This is a genomic window from Thermodesulfovibrio sp. TK110, from assembly GCF_054658355.1.
In genome coordinates, this window is record NZ_BAAHNB010000001.1 from 660,134 (window position 1) to 681,502 (window position 21,369).

Genomic DNA, 21,369 nt, shown 5'->3' on the forward strand with positions numbered 1-21,369 from the left:
AAACAATAGATTGTTTCCTGTATTTACTGCTCCAAAGCCTATCAAAAGAGTGATTGTAATGTATATCCAGCCAGTATTTGTAATTTTTACGGTGGAGTTGAAATACCTTGAAGGATTGATGATATCACCTCTTGTTTTGATGTTATTTCTTCTTTAAGAATAATGCGATGGGGCACAACAAAAGGAATCATCTCCTTTACATCTTCAGGAATTACATAATCTCTTCCATTAAAGTATGCATAGGCTTTTGCAGTAACAGTAATTGCCAGAGCAGCTCTTGTGGAAATGCCTAAGAGAATTCGGCTATCCTGTCTGGTTGCATTGACAAAATCAATGATCCAGTTAATGATTTTTTCAGAGATATAAATCTGTTTTATTTCATTTTGAATTTTTAATATTTCTTCTTTTTCAATGGCAGGAGTTAACCTGTACAGACTTTCTCTTGAACTTCCCTCTTTAAGAATCTGTCTCTCTGCTTCTCTGTCTGGATAACCAATGCTTATTTTCATCATGAATCTGTCAAGCTGGCTTTCTGGTAAAGGAAATGTTCCATAAATTTCAACCGGATTCTGAGTTGCAATTACAAAAAAAGGTTTTGGAAGCTTGTATGTTTTTCCATCAACTGTAACCTGTTCTTCTGCCATTGCTTCTAAGAGAGCAGATTGGGTTTTTGGTGTTGCTCTGTTAATTTCATCCACTAAAACAATGTTATTAAATATAGGACCCGGTTTAAACTCAAATTCAGCCGTAGTTTTACTGTAAATTGAAAGTCCTGTAATGTCTGTGGGAAGAAGATCGTTTGTGCATTGAATTCTGCCAAAACTTAAATTTAAAACCTTTGAAAGAGCAATTGCTAAAGAGGTTTTACCAAGACCTGGAAAGTCTTCAATAAGAAGATGTCCTTTTGAAAATATGGCAATTAAAGAAAGAATAATTGCCTTTTCTTTACCTTGAAGGCAATTCTGAAGGTTTTCAAGAATTTGAAGAATTTTTTGATTCTTTATTTTTTTAATCATAAAGAGGGGGATTTAACCCCCTCTTTTATTTTAACCTTCCAGATAAACCTTTTCAACAGGTGGTGCTACCTGTTTTTTACGGGACATTACACCAGGAAGCCATACAGAAGGACCTGTTACTTTAACATTAAATGCTTTTTCAATTATTGAAGCATTTCCTGAATAGAAAAGCTCTGTTCCTTCCTTTATAATATCCGTTGCCATGAAAATAACCATATCATAGCCCTTGGAGTTTTTAAGGTCATCAAGATACTTTATAAACTCATCTTTGCGCTCATAAACTTCTTCAATGTCAACAACTTCTGTCTGTCCAATTCCCACTTTTTTGCCTTTGAAGTCATAGTCTTTGAAATCAACATGAACAACATCAGCTATTGGTTTCCCTTTAATGCTTGCCTTTGCTTTCTTGAGGTCAACTCCAAACTTTGTAATGTCAGAAATTCCTGCTACCTGAGCAAGTTCCTGAGCAATCTTTTTGTCTTCCTCAGTGGTTGTTGGAGATTTAAAGATAACAGTATCAGAGAGAATTGCACTTAAAAGCAATCCAGCATATGTTTTGTTTGCTTTTACTTCATTTGGAAACATTTTTGCAATAACTGTTGCTGTGCTTCCCACAGGCTCAACATGAATAAATATTGGATCAGGATAATTAAAATTCATCTTGTGATGATCAATGATTGCAAGTATTTTCTCTGCACCATCAACTCTCTGACCAGGTTCATTGTGATCTACCAGTACCAATGTTTTGCCAGCAGCATTTTCAAGAACCTCTGGTGCTGATACTCCAAACTGTTTGAGAGCAAACTCTGTTTCTTCATTGATGGGTCCTGCTGTTGCTGCTTTGTAACCTTTCAATGCTGCATAAACAATTGCTGAACATACAGTATCTGTGTCTGGTGCCTTATGGCCAATTACATAAATATCACTCATACTTTTCCCTCCTAAAAAATTTTTTAAAATTGTAAAATTTTGACAATTTCATGCTTAAAATGTCAAGAAAACAGCCATTAAATTTTAAAATACAGTTATTAAAGCTTTTCAAGTAACTTTTTTACAGACAATTTGAGTTCCGGATGTATGAAGTAAGGCGCTATTTCACTCAATGGTTTTAATACAAAATACCTTTCATGCATGAAAGGATGAGGTATGATAAGTTTTTCGCTTTTTAAAATAAGGTCATCATAAAAAATTATATCAATGTCAATAATTCTTGGACCGTACTTTATTGAAGGTTTTCTACCCATTTTCCTTTCAATTTTTTTTATTAACTTAAGAAGTTCAAGAGGTTTGAGCTCAGTGAATGCTTCAACAGCCATATTTGCAAAATCTGGCTGATTTTTGAATCCCCATGGTTTTGTAATATAAATAGAAGATTTTTTATCAATAATCAATCCTGCCTTTTCAAGCATCTCTATGGCTTGTAGACAGTTTTTTTCTTTTTCACCAAGATTTGAGCCTATAGAAAGAAAAACTCTATGCATTAAAAATATTTTAATGTTAAAATTAAAAAAATTCATCAGGAGGGTTTTTATGCTTAAGGCAAAGGTAAAATGGGCAGGAGGATTGCAGTTTATAGGACAATCAGGTACAAATCATGCAATTGTTATGGATGGAAGCCCAGATTATGGTGGTGAAAATACAGGAATGCGTCCTATGGAGCTTTTGCTTGTTGGCTTAGGAGGATGCAGTGGTATGGATATAGCCTCAATTCTTGCTAAAAAAAAGCAGGATGTAAGAGGTATAGAAATAAATATTCATGGTAAACAGGCTGAGGAATATCCAAAAAGATTTACTGAGATAGAAATTGAATTTATTGTTAGAGGTAAAAATCTATCAGAGGAAGCTGTAAAAAGAGCTGTTCAGCTTTCAATGGAAAAATACTGTTCTGTAAAGGCAACACTTGAGCATTCTGCAAAGATAATTCATTCATACAAAATACAGGAGGTTGATTAGCCTCTTCCATATTTGTAATAGGCTGCACAGCTTCCTTCTGAGCTTACCATGCATGCTCCAACAGGATTTTCAGGGGTGCAGAGTTTTCCAAATAGAGGACACTCAGGCGGAAGTTTCACCCCTCTAAGCACAAGACCACATTGACATCCTCTTGGTTCCTTAGACTGTAGTAGAGGAATATCAAAAACCTTTTCAGCATCTCTGTATGAGTATTCCTTCTTAAGTTTAAGCCCACTTTTAGGAATTACTCCAATACCTCGCCAGTTACTATCAGATGGTTCAAAGTATCTGTTTATAAATTCCATTGCTTTTGGATTACCTTCTGGTTTTACAGCATCTTTATACTGTATTTCTATTTTTGGATCATCATCTAAAATTTGTTTCAGCAACATGGTTATTGCCTGAAGAATATCATCAGCATCAAATCCTGTGATCACGCATGCCTTTTTGTATTTTGAGGCAATGAATTCATAGGGTTTACTTCCAATTATTGTGCTTACATGCCCTGGAAGAATAAAACCGTCAAGCTTTAGTTCTTCTGTATTTACCAGAACTTCAAGTGCTGGAGGAACCAATTTATGAACAGAATAAATGTAAAAGTTTTCAATTTTTTTTCTGTCAGCTTCAAAAAGTGTAGCAGCTATTAGGGGTGAAGTTGTTTCAAATCCCACTGCAAAAAACACCACTTTTTTATTCCTGTTTTCTTCAGCAATTTTTAGTGCATCAAGGGGTGAGTAAACCATTTTTATATCAACACCTTCAGCTTTAGCTTTGTAAAGAGAACCATTGCTTCCTGGAACTCTCATCATATCTCCGAAGGTTGTAAGAATTACATTGGGCTGTTTTGCAATATAAAGCATTCTGTCAATATCTTCTATTGGAGTTACGCAAACAGGACATCCTGGTCCGCTTAACAGTTTTATATTAGTTGGTATCAGGCTTCTTATACCGTGTCTGAAGATTGATACAGTATGAGTTCCACAGACTTCCATGAGACTTATTTGTCTTTGGATTTTTTTTGATAGTTTTTCAATAGTTTCAATGAATTCTTTCAATTTACTCCTCCTTCAAATATTCTATTTGTTAAATTTTTAATTGCTTCAAAGCCTTGCAATTTAAAAATCTCCTGTATTTCTTCATGTTTGTTTTTCCATCTGTTAAACTCTAGATTTCTTATTTCTTCAATTTTCTGCCAGTCTTCTGATATAAGAGCCTTTTGTATTTGTAAAAGAATAGGTTTCAGTATCTTTTTTTGATAAGCACCCTGCGTAAGTATGTATAAACTGAGGAGCTCTTTATTTCTTTCAAGAAAGGCTTTATGGATAGGTCCTTTTTCTGAGAAATCGGCAACAAAATCTATAATTCCTCTTAAAATATGTTCTGTTTTTGAGTTATCACATTTTTTTATTATTTCATTCCAGCAAGATGAATTTAATTCCTGCTCTGCTATTTCATGATAAAGCACTATTTTTGAATATATATCAACAATTTTTTTAAATTCTTGAGGAGAATATTCATGGGAAATTCCAGATTTTGAAATAAGTTCATGACAGTTTTTCACGCTCCAGCTCTGCAAATCTTCCCATAGCCTGTATTTTATGTCTGTTAATCTTATGAAAATTGTATCACCCACACTCATCCCGGGCGAAGAAAAAATATCTCTTACAATTTCTCTGTCAACAAAATAAACATTATACCCATCAATTTTTTCAAATTTGTAAATTGAGCCGACAAAAAAGCTCGGCTTCATAAATAAGGCAAAACCAGCTCCATAAACAAAGCCATTGTTCACAATTATGCTGTTTATTTCATCAATATCAAAGGGTGAATAAGATTTGCCATTAATTTGAAATGGAATTAAAGAGGCATTTTCAAGCTCTTTCCAGACTGCTTCTTTTTTTTCAATCCACGGAAGTATTTCATCATTACTTATGCTATCCCAGGGTTCCAGTCCTCTTTCAATTTTGTAAAGCTCTCTAAGCCGAAGCAGCAGTGTGCAGATTGAAAAATAGCCCCAGTAATTAGCATCTGACACATCGCAATTATACCTTACTGTTTTAAAAAACTCTGAATTTAACATGATTTTATCATACCATATTGGAAGGTTTTTCTTGAATTAATCAGTTATGGTGTTTTAACATACAACTATGGTTAAGATTTTAGAGAAGATTTTTGGAACAAAGAATGAAAGAGAGCTTAAAAGATACTTCAAAATTGTTGAGGAAATTAATGCACTTGAATCAACCATTTCCAACCTTTCTGATGATACTCTTAAAACAAAAACCGAAGAATTTAAAGAAAGGCTTGCAAAAGGAGAGAGTCTTGATGATATTTTAGTTGAAGCCTTTGCAGTTGTCCGTGAAGTTGCAAAAAGAACTCTTGGAATGCGACATTTTGATGTTCAACTTGTTGGTGGACTGGTTTTACATGAAGGTAAGATTGCTGAAATGAAAACAGGAGAAGGTAAAACTCTTGTTGCAACTCTTGCTGCATACTTAAATGCTCTTGAAGGCAAAGGTGTCCATGTGGTAACAGTAAATGATTATCTTGCCAGAAGAGATGTTCAATGGATGGGACCCATTTACAATTTTCTGGGACTCAGTGTTGGTGTGATTCAACCTGATGCTTCTTTTGTTTATGATCCTTCTTATAGGGTTCCTGACAAACGCTTTGATAGACTTCGTCCATGCAGCAAAAAAGAAGCTTATTTTGCAGACATTACCTATGGCACCAACAATGAGTTTGGATTTGATTATTTAAGAGATAACATGTGCTATAGCATTGAAGAACAGTGTCAGAGAGAACTGAACTATGCAATTGTTGATGAAGTTGACAGTATTCTTATAGATGAAGCAAGAACTCCGCTTGTTATTTCAGGTCCTTCAGAGGAATCAACAGATATTTACTATGCTGTTAACAGAATTATTAAGTACTTAAAACCTGATGAAGATTTTAAGCTTGATGAAAAGCTTAAAACGGTGGTACTTACTGAACAGGGGTCTCGTAAAGCTGAAAGACTCTTAGGAATAGACAATCTCTATGATCCTTCCACTATCCAGACAGTACATCACATAAATCAGGCAATAAGGGCTCACTACTTCTTTAAGAAAGATGTGGATTATGTTGTAAAAGATGGAAAAGTTATTATTGTTGATGAATTTACAGGAAGACTTCTGCCAGGAAGACGCTGGTCTGATGGACTTCATCAGGCAATTGAGGCAAAGGAAGGATTAAAAATAGAGGCGGAAAATCAAACACTTGCAACAATAACCTTTCAGAATTACTTTAGAATGTATAAGAAACTTGCTGGAATGACAGGAACAGCGGATACAGAGGCTGCTGAGTTTGCAGAGATTTACAATCTTGAAGTGGTTGTAATTCCAACTCATAAGCCAATGATAAGAAAGGATTATCCAGATGCAGTATATAAGACTGAAAAGGCAAAGTATGAGGCAGTTGTCAGAGAAATAGAGGAATGCTATAAAGCTGGAAGACCTGTACTGGTTGGAACAACATCAATAGAAAAGTCTGAACTGTTAAGTAGAATGCTTAAGAAAAAGGGGATTCCCCACAATGTTTTAAATGCTAAGTATCATGATAAAGAAGCTGAAATTGTTGCTCAGGCAGGAAGAATTGGTGCTGTAACAATTGCAACAAACATGGCTGGAAGAGGAACAGATATACTTCTTGGTGGAAATCCAGAGTTTTTAGCAAGAGAAATGCTTGATGGCAAAGATTATACTGAAGAGGAATTTCAACAGGCTCTTAAAAAAGCCAGAGAGACATGCGACAAAGAGCATGAAAAAGTTGTCTCCCTCGGTGGTCTTCATATAATTGGAACAGAAAGGCATGAATCACGAAGAATTGATAACCAGTTGAGGGGTAGGGCAGGAAGACAGGGTGATCCGGGTTCATCTCGTTTTTATCTCTCCCTTGAAGATGAACTTCTGAGGCTTTTTGGTGGAGAAAGACTTCAGAGTCTCATGCATTTTTTGAAAATTGAAGATGACATGCCAATTGAAAACAAAATGGTTTCAAAGGCAATTGAAAATGCCCAGAAAAGAGTGGAAGCACATAACTTTGATATAAGAAAACATTTGCTTAAATATGATGATGTCATGAACAGTCAGCGAAAAGAAATTTACTCCTTCCGTAAGGAAGTGCTTGAAAGTAGTTCTTTAAAAGAAAAAGTTTTTGAGCTTCTTGAGATAGAAATTGATGAAATGGTTGATTTTTATCTATCAGAGGAAGATGAAGGCATTGAAAAATTAAAAGAACAGATAAATGTGAGATTTGATTTGGATGTTGATTTGAACAATAAATCAAAGGAGGAAATAAAAGAGTATCTCATTGAAAAGCTTAAGGAAGCCTATGAGCAAAAGGAAGCAAAAATTGGAAGCCAACTGATGCGTGATGTGGAAAAGATGATTTTTCTTCATGTAATTGATACGAAGTGGAAAGACCATCTTCTTGCAATAGACCATATTAAAGAAGGAATTGGACTGAGAGGATATGCTCAAAAAGATCCTCTTGTAGAATACAAAAAAGAAGCCTTTGAACTTTTTGAAGAGATGTCAAGAAATATCATATCAGACATACTTACAAGGCTGTTTAAAATTCAAGTGAGGGAAGAATCTCAAATTAAACTTCCAAAGACTCGCAAGCTTCACAGAAGTGGTGGAGATGGTGCAAATCGGCCTGCCCAAAAGCCTAAAAAAATAGGACGGAATGATCCATGTCCATGCGGTAGCGGTAAAAAGTATAAAAAATGCTGCGGTAAAAATGTTTGAGTTTAAAAAAGCTTTATTCATTGATTTCAACAGGTTTGTCTCTTTTAGAATCAACGATACAGAGGAATCCAAAAGTCTCCTGAAAAGGATTAATTAGCTGGTGAATCTCATTAGGTGCTATGTAAAGTATATCAAGATAATTTAAAATGTGAGCTTTCTTTCCAAGACGCACCTTTCCTTTCCCTTTTAAACATATAACAACGTGGGAATGCTGATGATACTCAAGAGAGGAGCAACCACCTGGTGCAATTTCAAAGTATCTTACTTCAAATTTAATTGAATCAGATTTTACAAGTGGAAATCTTTCAATGGAAAACCAGTTTCCTTTTTTATCTTTATAGGGAATACTTTTTATTCCCTGCCATACTCCATTTTTAAATCTGATTATTCTGCTTTTTTTATTTTTTTGTGTTGAAGGCAGTTCACAAAAAAAATTTTGTTGTTGCTTTTTTTCTTTTGACATGATATATAATTATAAACCAAAATTTTGAAAACAGTGAAAAAATAAAACAGGATTTTGTAAATTTATTAAATTATTATAGGGGGAAGGGCTATGGTTAGTAAATTTCGGAATTTATTGAGTTCTTTTTCATTAAGTAAAAGGGTATTTATTCTTTCTGTTGTATCAATACTTATTGTCTATTCTGGAGTTGCTTTAATTATTTATCTTCAGACAAAGTCAAAAATTGAACAGGAAAGTATTGAATCCTTAAAAAGAGAAGTAAATTTTGTTAAAGAGCAGATTGCATGTTTTGATGAAGCTGCAAAGGATTCTGCCGAAAAATTCATGAAGATTTTTCAAACCATGCTTCCACAGGGTCCAGCTGCAATAAAACCAGACAACTCAATTCCAGATAAATTCACATCACTTACAGGTGGCTCAGTGGCAACAATATTTAAAAGACAGGGGGATGATTTTTTGAGAATTGCCACATCTCTTAAAAAAGAAGATGGATCAAGAGCAGTTGGAACAACTCTTGACAGAAATCATCCAGCTTATCAATTGCTTTTAAAAGGGGAAACTTATATTGGTAAAGCAACTCTTTTTGGTAAAGATTACATGACAAAATATGTTCCTGTTAAAGATGCATCAGGTAATGTAGTGGGAGTATTATTTATCGGGTTTGATATAACAAAAACAATGAAACATCTTAAGGACTTTATTCGTTCTATTAAAGTTGGAAAAACTGGTTATATGTATATTCTTGATGGAAAAGGAACTCTTATGGTACATCCTGCTTTAGAGGGTAAAAACATCATAGATGCAAAGGATGCTCAGGGAAGAGAATTTATAAAAGAGATTGTCAATAAAAAAGAGGGATTAATTTATTATCCGTGGAAAAATCCTGGAGAGAGTTTTTCTCGGGAAAAGGTTGTTGCCTATACATATTATCCTGCATGGGATTGGATAATTGCATCAGGAAGTTATATTGAGGATATTTCATCTCAGGTTGCAGGAATAAGAAATCTTATGTGGGTGGTGAACATAATTGCTGCTATAATGGTTTCATTACTTATTCTTTTTGTAACGCAAAGGTCATTGAAGCCGATTCCTGATATGGCACAAAAACTTGAGGAAGTTGCAAAAGGTGATTTTAGCACTGTGGGTTTTGGTAAAAGTTATAGAACAAGAAAGGATGAGATTGGACTTATTGCAAGGTCTGTTATAAAAGTGGAAGAATTCACGCAGCAACTTGTAAGAAATATTAAAAACTCTGCTTCAATGGTTCAATCAGTAATCGGTGCATTGGAGGCAAATGTGGAAACTGTAAAGGCAAAAGTAAATGAGCAAACCTCACAGGCTCATCAGATTGCAACTGCTGCAGAAGAGATGAGCCAGACAATAACAGACATTGCAAAAAATGCTGCTCAAGCATCTGACCTTGCCACAGAAAGCATGAATGTAGCAAAAGAAGGACAGGTTCTGGCTGAAAATTCAATGAAGACAGTTCAGTCAGCAAATCGTTCAACAGTGGAGCTTAAAAAGACCATAGATGCTTTAAATAGTCGTGTTGAAGAAATTGGAGACATTGTCACTGTGATTAAAGATATTGCTGACCAGACAAATCTTCTTGCTTTGAATGCAGCAATTGAAGCAGCAAGAGCTGGTGAGCAGGGCAGAGGCTTTGCAGTTGTTGCAGATGAAGTTCGTAAACTTGCAGAGCGAACAATAAAAGCAACTGATGAGATTGCACAGAAAATAACAGCTGTTCAGACTGAATCCCATGAAAGCATTAAAAGTATGGATGCCACTGCCCGTGAAGTAGCTCAAGCACTTAAGTCACTGAATGAGGTAAAGAAATCCCTCAATAAAATTGCCGAACACTCTCAGAAAGTAAAGGATCAAATCACGCAGATTGCAACTGCCACTGAAGAGCAGTCTTCAGCCTCTGATGAAGTTGCACGTTCAGCAGAGCGTTCAAGTGCTCTTGTTCAAGAAGTAAAGAATACCACGGAAGCTGTTATGCAAGAAGTTGAAAACTTAAATGATGTAATAAGAAAACTTGCAGAGGCAATTAAGGGCGTAAAGGTTTAATGAAAGTAGTAAAACTCTACAAATTTGGTGAAATAAGAATAGAAGAAATGCCAGTTCCTGAAATAGGTTTAAGGGATGTTCTGGTTAAAGTTAAAGCCTGTGGAATATGCTCTGGTGATGTAATGCCATGGTACATTGAAAAAAAAGCACCTCTTGTTTTAGGACATGAGATTTCAGGAGAAATTGTAAGAATTGGAGAAAAAATTAAATCAGAAATATCTTTAAAAGAAGGAGACAGAGTAGTGGTTCATCATCATGCACCTTGCATGAGCTGTTTTTACTGTGCAAGAGGAGATTATGTTCAATGCGAAACATGGAAAAAATCAAAAATATTTCCAGGAGGTCTTGCAGAATACATAGTTGTTCCAGAGGTTAATTTTAAAAACGATACATTAAAACTTCCAGACTCTCTATCTTTTGAACAGGGAGCACTGGTTGAGCCAGTTGCATGCGTTGTTAAATCTTTAAAAAGAGCAAATATAAAAAAAGCTGATACAGTGCTTGTAATTGGGCTTGGTGTAATGGGACAGATTCATATTATGCTTGCAAGGCAATTCGGTGCTCAAAGAGTTATAGGTGCAGACATGGTTTCTTTCAGGCTTGAAAAAGCTTTGAGAGCTGGTGCAGATTATGTAATTGATGTTTCCAGGGAAGATATTTATGAAAAACTGAATAATTTGACAGATGGATTAATGGCTCAGGTAGTCATAGTTGGACCTGGAAATACTGATGTGATAATGAATTCTCTGAAGCTTGTTTCACGAGGAGGAACCCTTTTAATATTTACTCCAGCACCACCAGAGCAAAAAATATGTTTCTCAGTGAATGAAATTTATTTTAATGATATTACTATTACACCGAGTTATTCCTGTGGACCTGATGATATGAAAGAGGCTTTAAAGTTTATAGAAAATGGAGTGGTGAATTCTGACTTACTTATCACCCACAGATTCCCCTTTGAAAAAGTTAAGGATGCTTATGAAATTACAGCAATGGCAAAAAATTCATTAAAATGCATGATATTATTAGATAGTTAAACTGTATTGCTCAATATTTTTTGTATAGCTTTCTCTGAAACAGTGGATTATATTTTTATTTCCATAGTATTTTCCATCAATTGTTATAAAATGTTTTGCTCTTTTTATTACAACTCCGAGATTTTTTAATCCTTCAAGAGTTAAAGAAGATGTTTTCCTTAATTTCAAAATTCTTCTTGCAGAAGCAGGTCCTATCCCAGGAACACGAAGAAGGCTTTCAAGGGGTGCATTTTTAATCTCAACAGGAAATAAATAAATATTTCTTAATGCCCAACCAAGTTTTGGATCTATTTTCTCATCTAAAAAAGGTGTTTCTTCTGAAAGAATTTCTTCAACCTGAAATCCGTAATATCTTATGAGCCAGTCTGCCTGATAAAGTCTGTGTTCTTTAAGAATGGGCGGTTTTGAAATTTGTGGCAGTCTTGGATCATCATTTACAGGAATATATGCAGAATAATAAACCCTTTTAAGCCTCTGATTGTTTTTATAAAGATTTTCACAGAGCTTAAGAATCTGGTAATCTGTATCTGCAGTAGCTCCAACAATCAACTGGGTTGTATGGCTTTTTGCTCCTTTTTCAGTATTTTCAATTATTTTGTTTATTTTTTCAATTGAACGAAGAATGGAACTCAATTTTTTATCAGGAGCAATCAATGAAAGAGACTGCTCTGTTGGTAATTCCAGATTTATACTTACTCTGTCTGCCAGTTTGACTGCTTCGGAAATAGCAGTTTCTTCTGAATCAGGAATTATTTTTAAGTGAATATATCCATTAAAGTGATACTTAATTCTTAAAATTTTTACTGCATCAATCATCATTTGCATTGTTTTGTCAGGACTGCCAATTATGCCAGAGCTCAGAAAAATTCCTTCAATTTGTTTATTTCTATAAAAATCATAGGCAATTCTTGCTAATTCTTCAGGCATTATAACTGTTCTTGGAATATCATTTCGTTTTCTATTTATGCAATAAGCACAATCATTTATACAAAAATTTGTAAGTAATAGTTTAAGAAGACGAATGCATTTTCCCTGAGATGTCCATGTGTTATGTATTCCAAATTTTGACATAGTCTCTTTTTTTGAAAAATTTTTTCTATCAAATGAAGGAGAGCAGGAGACATCAAATTTTGCGCCATTTGCAAGAAGAGTTAATTTTTCGTAAATATCAGGTGATTTCTTGATAAGCATAAAATATTTTAACAGTTTTATTGACTAAAATAACATTTTGCTGGTAAAGTATTTATTAAAATTCTAAAAAGAGAGGAGGGGAGTAACTGAATGCCCTCTGTAAATGTCAGGGAAATGGATTCATTTGAGGCAGCATTGAAGATGTTTAAAAAACAGTGTGAAAGAGAAGGGATACTTTCTGAAATCAAGAAAAGAGAGCATTATGAAAAACCAAGTGTTAAAAGAAAGAAAAAGATTCTTGCTGCCAAGAAAAAGTTAGCAAAAAAAATGAAAATGTTATCAAAATAATCTATGTCTTGCTAATATTTTTGGAGATTCTGAAAAAACAGAATCTCCTTTATTTTATTTAAAATAGGAGGAACTATGAAATTACGTCAGTTATATAAAAAAGCTATTCAGGTTGGCATTGAAAATGATCCAAGAGGAAAAGATGAAGTTTTAAAAGAACTTGAAAGAAGAAAAAAGGAGTATGAAGCACTTTCTGATAAAAAGAAAGAATTTTTTGATATAGAGTCTCTTGAAAATCCTTATAGTGATTCAAGAATTCTTTTTGGAACAGGAGATGAAGAGATCAAAACAGTTATTGCTGGAATAGACATGGAAGTAGGAGAGATTGTTTTAGCCCATTGTCTAAGAGAAAATGGTAATTCAGTAGACCTGATTCTTGCCCATCATCCTGAAGGTGGAGCCTATGCAAGGCTTTTTGCAGTAATGCACATGCAGGCTGACATACTTGGAAGATTTGGTGTTCCTATAAATATTGCTGAAAGTCTCCTAGAAGGCAGAATAAAAGAAGTGGAAAGAAAATTAATGCCTGTCAATCATACAAGGGCAGTAGATGCTGCAAGACTTCTTAATATACCTTTTATGTGTCTTCATACACCAGCAGACAATATGGTTGCTACATATCTACAAAAACTTTTTGATGAAAAAAAACCATATACTCTGGAGGATGTTATAGACTTACTTCTGGAGATTCCTGAATACAGAGAGGCTGAAAAAAATAATGCAGGTCCTAAAATTCTAATTGGAAGCAAAGAAAGAAAAGCAGGAAAAATCTTTGTTGATATGACAGGAGGCACTGAGGGTTCAAAAGATATCTTCCAGAGCATGGCTTTAAGCGGAATAAATACAGTTGTAGCAATGCATTTAAGTGAAGAACATCGCAAAGAAGCAGAAAAAAATCATATAAATGTAATAATTGCCGGGCACATAGCAAGTGATACTCTTGGTCTAAACTTGCTTCTTGATAAAATAACAGAGGGAGAGCAAATTAAGGTTTTTGAGTGTTCAGGGTTCAGACGTTTTAGCAGGCAATAAGCCTCTCGGATGAATTATCAAAAAATTTTAGAAGAAATAAAAAACAGATTAGACATTGTTGATGTTATCTCTGAATATATTGATTTAAAAAAAACTGGACAAAATTACAAATCCCTCTGTCCCTTTCATTCAGAAAAGACTCCTTCATTTTTTGTTAATCCTTCCAAACAGATTTTTCACTGTTTTGGATGCGGAAAGGGTGGAGATATTGTTACTTTTATAATGGAATATGAAAAAATAAGCTTCATAGAAGCTCTTTCACTCCTTGCAAAAAAAGCAGGAGTTGAATTTGAACCTTTAAAAAAAAGTATTTCCTATGCTTCTAAAGAAAAACTTTATGAGATATACGAACATGCGAGCTATTACTACATAGAGCAGTTAAAAAGTTCTGAGAAAGCAAAACTTTATCTTAAAAACAGAGGCATTAATGAGGAAACCGTAAGGATATTCAAAATTGGTTATGCACCTCAAGAAAGAAATTCTTTATGTAATTTTTTAAAAGAAAAAGGCTTTGATGAAAATTTAATTAATTCCTCAGGCCTAGTTAGTAATTCTTACGATTTTTTTAGAAACAGGATTATTATTCCGATTCATGATCTGACAGGTAAAGTTATAGGATTTGGTGGAAGACTAATTGATTCTCAGGCAGAACTTCCTAAGTATATTAATTCACCTGATACTGCCATATTTAAAAAAGGAGAAAATCTTTTTGGATTCTGGCATGCAAAGCAACATATCAGAGAAAAAGGATATGTAATTGTAGTGGAAGGTTATATGGATGTAATTCTATGTCATCAACATGGATTTAAAAACGTAGTTGCACCTTTAGGAACTGCTCTTACGCAAGAACAGTTAGAAAAAACAAAAAGAATTCTCAATAATCTAAAGAAATTTACAAATAAAATATTGTTAATATTTGATGGAGATGAAGCAGGTGTGGTAGCTGCACAGAGGTCATTGTTACCTTTGTTTAACGGAGGATTTATAGTAAAAATAGTTTTATTACCTGAAAAAGAAGATCCTGCCAGTTTCCTACAAAAATATGGAGAAAAAGCATTTAAAAACTATCTATCAAAGGCTTTATCTGCTGTTGATTTAATTATCAAGACTTACCCACAAAAAAAATTAAATGAAGGAATTCGTAATTTTCTTAATAGTTTAAGCTATCACAAAGACCTTATATATCGGGATGAGCTTTTAAAAGAACTTTCAGAAAAAACAGGAATTAATGAGGTAACTCTAAGAGATGAACTTAAACAGATTATATCAAATAAAACTTCCAGAAAAGAACGAATTGATATTAAAGCATATTCTGGGTTTAAAGAAGAAGAAATTCTTCTTCGCATAGTGCTTTCCTATCCTGAAAAAATCAATTATATACTGGAAAAAATTAAAATTGAAGACTTTGAAGATTTATCAATAAAAAACATCTTTTTAAAGATACAGCAATTACAAAAAAATAGCCAGTTGTCGTTAAATAAACTTTTAAATCTGCTTGATGAAGAGGAAAAAGCTTTTATTTCTAAATTAATAATGACCTCTGAGATTGATGAAGAATCAGTTATACAGAATATGAAAGACTGCATCAGAAGTCTTGCACTTAAATCTATTGATAAAAAAATTAAAGAAGTTGCAAAATTAGGAGATGAAAGAACCCTTAATGAATTAATTAAAATAAGGAAAACTATTATACGAAACAACAATGGATGAGCAAAAAGATTTTTTTACGGAAAAAGATAAGGACAGTGATGAAACATTACAACTTTATGATTCTTTGAGGCTTTACTTTAAGTGCATTAGTGCTTTCCCTGTTCTATCCAGACAGGAAGAAAAAAATCTTGCCAGAACCATAAGCGATAAAAAGATGGAGTTAATAAAAGAATTGCTTCAGATTCCCTTTGTCCAGAGAAAAATCTATGAATTGAGTAATATTTTTTCAAAGGATCCTGAAAAAGCTAAAGAAATGCTGGATGAAGAGGAAAACTTTGACCTTGAGCAAATTAAAGAGATATTTATCAATGTCTCAGAAAACATAAAGAAAATCATGAGAAGAAAGAAAACAACAAAGGAATTTTTGAAAAAAATATTTAATATTCCACTAAGAGATGAATTAACAAATATGTTTGTAGAAGAACTTGATAATTTTACAAAAGAAATCATAAAAGGAAAGGATTTAAAATCTATTACAGGAATCTCAAACAATGAATTTATAAATCATTTTAAAGTTATAAAACAGATATTCAACGAATTCATGGAAGCCAAAAATAAAATGATAGAGTCAAATCTAAAACTTGTTGTTAGTATTGCTAAAAAATACATGGGCAGGGGACTGACTCTTGAAGATTTAATTCAGGAAGGTAATATAGGTCTTATGAAGGCTGTTGATAAATTTGAATATAAAAGAGGATTTAAATTCAGCACATATGCCACATGGTGGATAAGACAATCAATCAATAGAGCTCTGGCAGATCACTCAAAGACAATTCGAATTCCCGTTCATGTTATTGATAGTATATGTAAAATAAATAAACTTTATCGTGAGTTATATCAAAATTCAGAAAATGAACCTGATCTTGATGAAGTTTCCTCAAATTTAAATATCCCGAGTGATAAAATTGCTGATTTTCTTGCAATAACTAAAGAGCCTATATCAATAGATCTTCCACTTAGAGATGATGATTCTCTATTAAAAGATTTCATAGAAGACATAAACTCTCCAAATCCTTATGAAGAAGCATTACATGACGATTTAAAATACTTAATTGAAAAGGTTTTTGATATTCTCACAGAAAGAGAAAAAGAGATATTAATGAAACGATATGGAATCAATGAAGAAAAGCCAAAGAGCCTTGAAGAAGTTGGAAAAGAATTTTCTGTTTCAAGAGAAAGAATTAGACAGATTGAATTGAGAGCTATGAGAAAATTAAAAAGACTGTGTAGACTTAAATGGCTTAAAGACTTTATCAGAGAGAGTTGACTAATCTATTTTTTTAAGGTTATAGTAAATTTTGTAATGTATTTATTTAGGGCCCATAGCTCAGCGGCCAGAGCTACCGGCTCATAACCGGTTGGTCCCAGGTTCGAATCCTGGTGGGCCCATTTTTTATAAGGAGACCTGAAAAGTGAATGAGGAATTGGATACTCTTATAAAGCTGCAGGAAATTGACTCCTCAATTCTTTCTTTGAAACAAAAACTTGAAATAATTCCTCTGGAAATAAAAAATTTTGAAAAAAAATACAAGAAATTGACAAACAGTTTGAAAACGAAAATAAAAAAGTTATAAATCTGGAAAAAAAGAGAAAAGAAAAAGAAATTGAAATTGAGGATATTAACGAAAAAATAAAAAAACTCAAAGAGAAAACATCTCAAGTAAAAACAAACAAAGAGTATCAAGCATTGTTAAAAGAAATTGAATCAGTTCAGGAAAATTTAAAGAAAGAAGAAGAAAACCTTTTGTTGATTCTTTATGATCTTGATGAAGCAAAAAAGGTTCTTAAAGAAATAAAAGCAGAGATTGACACAAGAAAAAAAGAAGTTGAAATAAAGAAAAAGGAACTGGAAAAAGAAATTGATATTACAACTCAGCAGATTGATGAACTCAAAAAAGAAAGAAAACAATTAATAAATAAGTTGCCTTCAGAAATTTATGCAGAATATATGGAACTGATGAAAAAGCATAAAGGCTTAGCCGTTGCTCAGGTAAAAAATTCAGTATGTCAGGGTTGTTTTCTTCACATCCCGCCTCAGCTTTATGTGGAAATAAAATTAAATCAATCAATTTATCATTGCCCTCAATGTGGTAGATTTCTTTATTATAAGCCTGATAAAAAATTAGAGCAGGCACAGGTTCAGACTCAGTGAAAGCTCAGCTTTATTGTGATGGTGCATCAAGAGGAAATCCGGGAGATGCAGGAATTGGATGTTTGATTATTTTAGATAACAAAAAAATAGAGATCTCAGAATATATTGGAAGAACAACAAATAATGTAGCAGAATACACAGCATTGATCAAAGGATTAGAGGAAGCATTAAAACAAAAAGTACAGGAGATAGAAATTTTTTCAGACAGTGAACTTCTTGTTCGTCAAATTAATGGAGTTTATAAAGTAAGAAATAAAAAATTAATTCCACTATATGAAAAAGTCAAAGAGCTTTTGAATAAGTTTAAAAAATATCAAATATTTCATGTTTACAGGGAAGAGAATTCTGTAGCAGATAAACTCGCTAAAGAAGCATCATGGAAACACGAAAACTAAGATGCAAAATCTGTAATAATTTAAAAGAAGGTATTATTCTCAGACATTACAATTTAAAGGTTTGTCTTGACTGTTTTCCTCAGTTTTTTAAAAAAAGAGTTCAGGAAACAATAGAAAAATTTAAAATGTTCGGAACAAAAGAAAAACTCATAGTAGCTATCTCAGGTGGGAAAGACAGCATGAGTATTACAAAAGCACTAAAAGATTTAGGCTATAATGTAAAAGCCATCCATATAAATGCAGAGCTGGGAGAAGTTTCAAAAAAATCCATTGAAATAGTGCAGAATTTTTGCAAAATAGAAAAAATTCCTTTAAAAATTGTGCAGTTAAAGGAAGATTTTGAAGTTTCACTGGAAGAAATTTCAAAAATAATAAAAAAACCTGTGTGTGCAGTATGTGGAATGTTAAGAAGATATATTTTAAATAAGCATTCAGAAGGACAAACAATTGTCACAGGACACACTCTCAATGATGAAGCTTCTTTTATTTTGAAAAATATGATTTTCTGGAATGATGAGCTTCTGGCAAGAGCATCACCAGTTCTTGAAGAAAAAGAAGGATTAAGTAGAAAAGTTAAACCTCTCTGTCTTATTACAGAGGAAGAAACATTAATTTTCTGCAAACTTTCAAATATCACATATGTTGAAGAGCAATGTCCTTATAAATCTGAAGTTTATGAAATATTTAAAAGTCTTGTTTATGAAATAAATAAAGAGTTTCCAGGCTCAATTGCAGGATTTTACAAAGGTTATTTAAAAAGATTAAAAACTTTTTATTCTCAACCATTAAAGGAGATTTTAGTCCACAGATGCATAAGATGCGGATATCCTACAACAACTCAACTTTGTAGTGTTTGCAGACTTAAAGAAAAGTTGTTACAATATAAGCATGGATGAGGTTTTAAAAGCAGTTAAAGAAAGAAGAAGTATCAGGGCTTTTTTAAAAAAAGAAATACCTGATAATATTATTAAAAAGCTTATTGAAGCCTTAATATGGGCTCCATCTGCAGGAAATCTTCAGGCAAGAAAATTTTATTTTGTAAAAAATAAAGAAATAAAAACAAAACTTGCTCAAGCAGCTTTATATCAAACATTTATAGCAGATGCTCCACTGGTTATTATTGGATGCATTGATAAGAATAAAATTTATCCAAGATACGGAGAAAGAGGAGTTGAACTCTATGCAATACAGGATGTGGCATGTAGTATTACAAATACAATGCTTGTTGCTCATGAAAATGGACTTGGCAGTTGCTGGGTTGGAGCATTCAGAGAAGAGGAAGTCTCAAGAATTCTTAATTTACCCAGATATTTAAGACCTGTTGTTGTTTTGCCTGTTGGATATCCAGCTCATGTTCCTTCAGCACCACTCAGAGTTTCAATTCATGAAGCAGTGGAGTTTGTTGAATGAGAGACTATCTCATTATTGCAATGGAAGCTGCTCAGCAGGCAGGGAAAATTATAAAAGAAAGAATCGGCACAATTAGCAGTGAAGAAATCACACAAAAAAGTATCTCAGACTATGTAACAGAAGTAGATGTTTATTCTGAAAAAACAATAATTAATCATATAAAAAAACACTTTCCAACTCATCAGATAATGGCTGAGGAATCATCAAATAGTTATAAAAAAGCAGAATATTTATGGATAATTGATCCTCTTGATGGAACAACCAATTTTATACATGGCTTTCCTGTTGTTGCCATATCAATTGCTTTAATGTATAAAGGAGAAATAGTTTTAGGAGTTATTCATGATCCCACAAGGAATGAGACTTTTTATTCTGAGCTTGGTAGTGGAGCATTTTTAAATGGAGAAAAAATTAGAGTATCCACACTGAGTTTGCCTGAAATGAGCCTTATTGCAACTGGTTTTCCATTCAGAAACAAACAGTATATTCCAGATTACATAAAAATATTTCAATCACTGCTTTACTCTGTGAGTGATCTTAGAAGAGCTGGCGCTGCAGCAATTGATCTTGCCTATGTGGCATGCGGAAGGGTGGATGGATTTTTTGAATTTGCCCTGAGTGCATGGGATATTGCAGCAGGTGTAATTTTAATAAAAGAAGCAGGCGGTATTGTATCAGACTTTGAAGGTGGAAAGGAATATTTAAAAACAGGTCATATTATTGCAGGGAACTCTGTCATTCATTCTTTCTTAGTGAACAAAATTAAAGAAGTTTTAAAAAGCTGATTCTAAGGTGATAAATAAATTTTTATATTCCTCAGCTCGTTTTTTTATTGAAGGAGCAGTCCAGATGTCACTTACTACTGCAACCATATCAGCACCAAGAAAAACCAGTTCTTTAGCTCTTTCTACATTTAATCCTCCAATGACGCAAACAGGAATTGATAGGATCTTTTTTGCCTCTTGAATTATTGATTTATCAACTACTTTAGCCTCTGGTTTGGTGTAAGAAGGATAAAAACTTCCAAATGCTACATAAGAAGCACCGAGGCTTTCCATAATTTTAGCTCTTTCAATATCATCATAGCAGGAAACACCTATGATTTTATTTCTTAATTTTTGTTTTACCTGAGCAATATCAGCATCTTCTTTGCCAATATGAACTCCGTGAGCATTCACTTTTATGGCTAAATCAACTCTATCATTTACAATAAAATAGGCATTATATTTTTCGCAAAGCTCTTTTAATGAAAATACATAGGAGATTAGAAAATTATCTGAATTTGTTTTGTCTCTAAGTTGAACAATTTTCGCACCGCCTTTTAAGGCTTCTTCAACCATTTCAAGAATTTTATCATAGGGAGTCAGTTTTTCATCTGTTATTACATAAAGTCCTTTTAATTTCAACATTTTTACTTGAGTTCTTTTAAAATTTGCATAATCTTTCTGACTCTTTCAGGAAGAGCTATCTCTGGTTTGCTTTCTTTTAATTTTAACCATTTCCACAATCCTATTGGACAAACTGTAGCAAAGCTTATCTTGAAGTTTTTGCAAACATCTGGACGATTTTCATAAATCCCGCAACTCGCCTCTTTCCATTGATTTTCCTTTATTGAAATCTCAATTAAATGAGGACATTTTTGATTTTCAAGCTTTTTTGTTCCTTCAGGCAATGGCACTGCCCAGCGAAAACAGCACTCTGAACATCTGAGACATACAAAATTTTTATCTGCTGTATCAAGCACTTCATTAAGCAGTTTACTGTTTAAGCTCATAGATATAAAGACATTCTAACATTTATAAAAAAATTAAAACAATCTCTGTTACTTTTGCGTGTTACCTTAGGATGTTACTTTTGGT

22 protein-coding genes and 1 tRNA gene are annotated in these 21,369 nt (G+C 33.3%); 14 read left to right on the forward strand and 9 right to left on the reverse strand.

The genetic code is table 11. The features are described 5' to 3' along the window. Positions 1–86: 86 nt before the first annotated feature. From ACYQ3X_RS03500 to folK, 3 genes are all read right to left on the reverse strand, one after another. On the reverse strand, positions 87–1,016 hold the full coding sequence (locus tag ACYQ3X_RS03500) for an AAA family ATPase (RefSeq protein WP_460180445.1): 930 nt from the start codon (positions 1,014–1,016) through the stop codon (positions 87–89). A gap of 30 nt (positions 1,017–1,046) precedes the next feature. Continuing rightward, positions 1,047–1,946 carry a manganese-dependent inorganic pyrophosphatase gene (locus ACYQ3X_RS03505; RefSeq protein ID WP_460180446.1) on the reverse strand — a complete coding sequence of 300 codons (900 nt, stop codon included), beginning with the start codon at positions 1,944–1,946 and terminating at the stop codon, positions 1,047–1,049. A 98-nt stretch (positions 1,947–2,044) separates the two neighbouring features. Then, complete coding sequence (gene folK / locus ACYQ3X_RS03510; protein ID WP_460180447.1) at positions 2,045–2,533, reverse strand: 2-amino-4-hydroxy-6-hydroxymethyldihydropteridine diphosphokinase; 489 nt, start codon at positions 2,531–2,533, stop codon at positions 2,045–2,047. A 13-nt stretch (positions 2,534–2,546) separates the two neighbouring features. Between folK and ACYQ3X_RS03515 the strand changes: the two genes are divergently transcribed. Continuing rightward, a complete protein-coding gene (locus ACYQ3X_RS03515; protein ID WP_460180448.1) occupies positions 2,547–2,969 on the forward strand; it encodes an OsmC family protein in 423 nt (140 codons plus the stop codon). Here the strand turns inward: ACYQ3X_RS03515 and hypD are convergent. Together hypD and ACYQ3X_RS03525 are read right to left on the reverse strand one after the other, a co-directional pair. After that, on the reverse strand, positions 2,966–4,024 hold the full coding sequence (gene hypD / locus ACYQ3X_RS03520) for a hydrogenase formation protein HypD (protein WP_460180449.1): 1,059 nt from the start codon (positions 4,022–4,024) through the stop codon (positions 2,966–2,968). The genes ACYQ3X_RS03515 and hypD overlap by 4 nt on opposite strands. Next, positions 4,021–5,049, reverse strand: a complete 1,029-nt coding sequence (locus tag ACYQ3X_RS03525) for an Sfum_1244 family protein (RefSeq protein WP_460180450.1) — start codon at positions 5,047–5,049, stop codon at positions 4,021–4,023. Before ACYQ3X_RS03525 ends, hypD begins: the two co-directional genes overlap by 4 nt. Positions 5,050–5,116: 67 nt before the next feature. Here ACYQ3X_RS03525 and secA point away from each other — a divergent pair, with 67 nt between their 5' ends. Then, the gene (secA, locus tag ACYQ3X_RS03530) at positions 5,117–7,759 is read left to right on the forward strand and encodes a preprotein translocase subunit SecA (RefSeq protein ID WP_460180451.1); all 2,643 of its coding nucleotides are present in this window, start codon (positions 5,117–5,119) and stop codon (positions 7,757–7,759) included. A 13-nt stretch (positions 7,760–7,772) separates the two neighbouring features. Here secA and ACYQ3X_RS03535 read toward each other — a convergent pair whose 3' ends face one another. Further along, positions 7,773–8,222: a cupin domain-containing protein gene (locus ACYQ3X_RS03535; RefSeq protein WP_460180452.1), complete on the reverse strand. Its 450-nt coding sequence runs from the start codon at positions 8,220–8,222 to the stop codon at positions 7,773–7,775. Between the two features lie 90 nt (positions 8,223–8,312). Here ACYQ3X_RS03535 and ACYQ3X_RS03540 point away from each other — a divergent pair, with 90 nt between their 5' ends. Further along, a complete protein-coding gene (locus tag ACYQ3X_RS03540) occupies positions 8,313–10,295 on the forward strand; it encodes a methyl-accepting chemotaxis protein (RefSeq protein WP_460180453.1) in 1,983 nt (660 codons plus the stop codon). Then, the gene (locus tag ACYQ3X_RS03545) at positions 10,295–11,332 is read left to right on the forward strand and encodes a zinc-dependent dehydrogenase (RefSeq protein WP_460180454.1); all 1,038 of its coding nucleotides are present in this window, start codon (positions 10,295–10,297) and stop codon (positions 11,330–11,332) included. The genes ACYQ3X_RS03540 and ACYQ3X_RS03545 overlap by 1 nt, the downstream gene beginning before the upstream one ends. Here the strand turns inward: ACYQ3X_RS03545 and ACYQ3X_RS03550 are convergent. Then, positions 11,321–12,523 carry a putative DNA modification/repair radical SAM protein gene (locus ACYQ3X_RS03550; RefSeq protein ID WP_460180455.1) on the reverse strand — a complete coding sequence of 401 codons (1,203 nt, stop codon included), beginning with the start codon at positions 12,521–12,523 and terminating at the stop codon, positions 11,321–11,323. The two genes, ACYQ3X_RS03545 and ACYQ3X_RS03550, sit on opposite strands and share 12 nt — an antisense overlap. A 90-nt stretch (positions 12,524–12,613) precedes the next feature. Here ACYQ3X_RS03550 and rpsU point away from each other — a divergent pair, with 90 nt between their 5' ends. The 10 genes from rpsU to ACYQ3X_RS03600 all read left to right on the forward strand — a co-directional run bounded on the left by rpsU (position 12,614) and on the right by ACYQ3X_RS03600 (position 20,295). Continuing rightward, positions 12,614–12,811, forward strand: a complete 198-nt coding sequence (gene rpsU / locus ACYQ3X_RS03555) for a 30S ribosomal protein S21 (protein ID WP_460180456.1) — start codon at positions 12,614–12,616, stop codon at positions 12,809–12,811. A gap of 75 nt (positions 12,812–12,886) precedes the next feature. Then, on the forward strand, positions 12,887–13,843 hold the full coding sequence (locus ACYQ3X_RS03560; protein WP_460180457.1) for an NGG1p interacting factor NIF3: 957 nt from the start codon (positions 12,887–12,889) through the stop codon (positions 13,841–13,843). Between the two features lie 9 nt (positions 13,844–13,852). Continuing rightward, positions 13,853–15,553, forward strand: a complete 1,701-nt coding sequence (gene dnaG, locus ACYQ3X_RS03565; protein ID WP_460180458.1) for a DNA primase — start codon at positions 13,853–13,855, stop codon at positions 15,551–15,553. Continuing rightward, positions 15,546–16,820: a sigma-70 family RNA polymerase sigma factor gene (locus tag ACYQ3X_RS03570; RefSeq protein WP_460180459.1), complete on the forward strand. Its 1,275-nt coding sequence runs from the start codon at positions 15,546–15,548 to the stop codon at positions 16,818–16,820. Before dnaG ends, ACYQ3X_RS03570 begins: the two co-directional genes overlap by 8 nt. A gap of 49 nt (positions 16,821–16,869) precedes the next feature. Next, positions 16,870–16,942: transfer RNA gene (locus tag ACYQ3X_RS03575), tRNA-Ile, on the forward strand. Positions 16,943–17,240: 298 nt separating this feature from the next. Then, positions 17,241–17,705, forward strand: a complete 465-nt coding sequence (locus ACYQ3X_RS03580; protein ID WP_460180460.1) for a zinc ribbon domain-containing protein — start codon at positions 17,241–17,243, stop codon at positions 17,703–17,705. Next, entirely contained in the window at positions 17,702–18,100 is a 399-nt protein-coding gene (locus tag ACYQ3X_RS03585) for a ribonuclease HI family protein (RefSeq protein WP_460180461.1), read from the forward strand. Before ACYQ3X_RS03580 ends, ACYQ3X_RS03585 begins: the two co-directional genes overlap by 4 nt. Then, positions 18,082–18,996, forward strand: a complete 915-nt coding sequence (locus ACYQ3X_RS03590) for an ATP-binding protein (RefSeq protein WP_460180462.1) — start codon at positions 18,082–18,084, stop codon at positions 18,994–18,996. The genes ACYQ3X_RS03585 and ACYQ3X_RS03590 overlap by 19 nt, the downstream gene beginning before the upstream one ends. Then, positions 18,989–19,510 (forward strand): nitroreductase family protein, encoded by a 522-nt coding sequence (locus tag ACYQ3X_RS03595; RefSeq protein ID WP_460180463.1) that lies wholly within the window; start codon positions 18,989–18,991, stop codon positions 19,508–19,510. Before ACYQ3X_RS03590 ends, ACYQ3X_RS03595 begins: the two co-directional genes overlap by 8 nt. Continuing rightward, positions 19,507–20,295 (forward strand): inositol monophosphatase family protein, encoded by a 789-nt coding sequence (locus ACYQ3X_RS03600; RefSeq protein ID WP_460180464.1) that lies wholly within the window; start codon positions 19,507–19,509, stop codon positions 20,293–20,295. The genes ACYQ3X_RS03595 and ACYQ3X_RS03600 overlap by 4 nt, the downstream gene beginning before the upstream one ends. Here ACYQ3X_RS03600 and thiE read toward each other — a convergent pair. Continuing rightward, positions 20,284–20,919, reverse strand: a complete 636-nt coding sequence (gene thiE / locus ACYQ3X_RS03605) for a thiamine phosphate synthase (RefSeq protein ID WP_460180465.1) — start codon at positions 20,917–20,919, stop codon at positions 20,284–20,286. The two genes, ACYQ3X_RS03600 and thiE, sit on opposite strands and share 12 nt — an antisense overlap. A 2-nt stretch (positions 20,920–20,921) precedes the next feature. Further along, positions 20,922–21,284, reverse strand: a complete 363-nt coding sequence (locus ACYQ3X_RS03610; protein ID WP_460180466.1) for a YkgJ family cysteine cluster protein — start codon at positions 21,282–21,284, stop codon at positions 20,922–20,924. Positions 21,285–21,369: the final 85 nt, after the last annotated feature.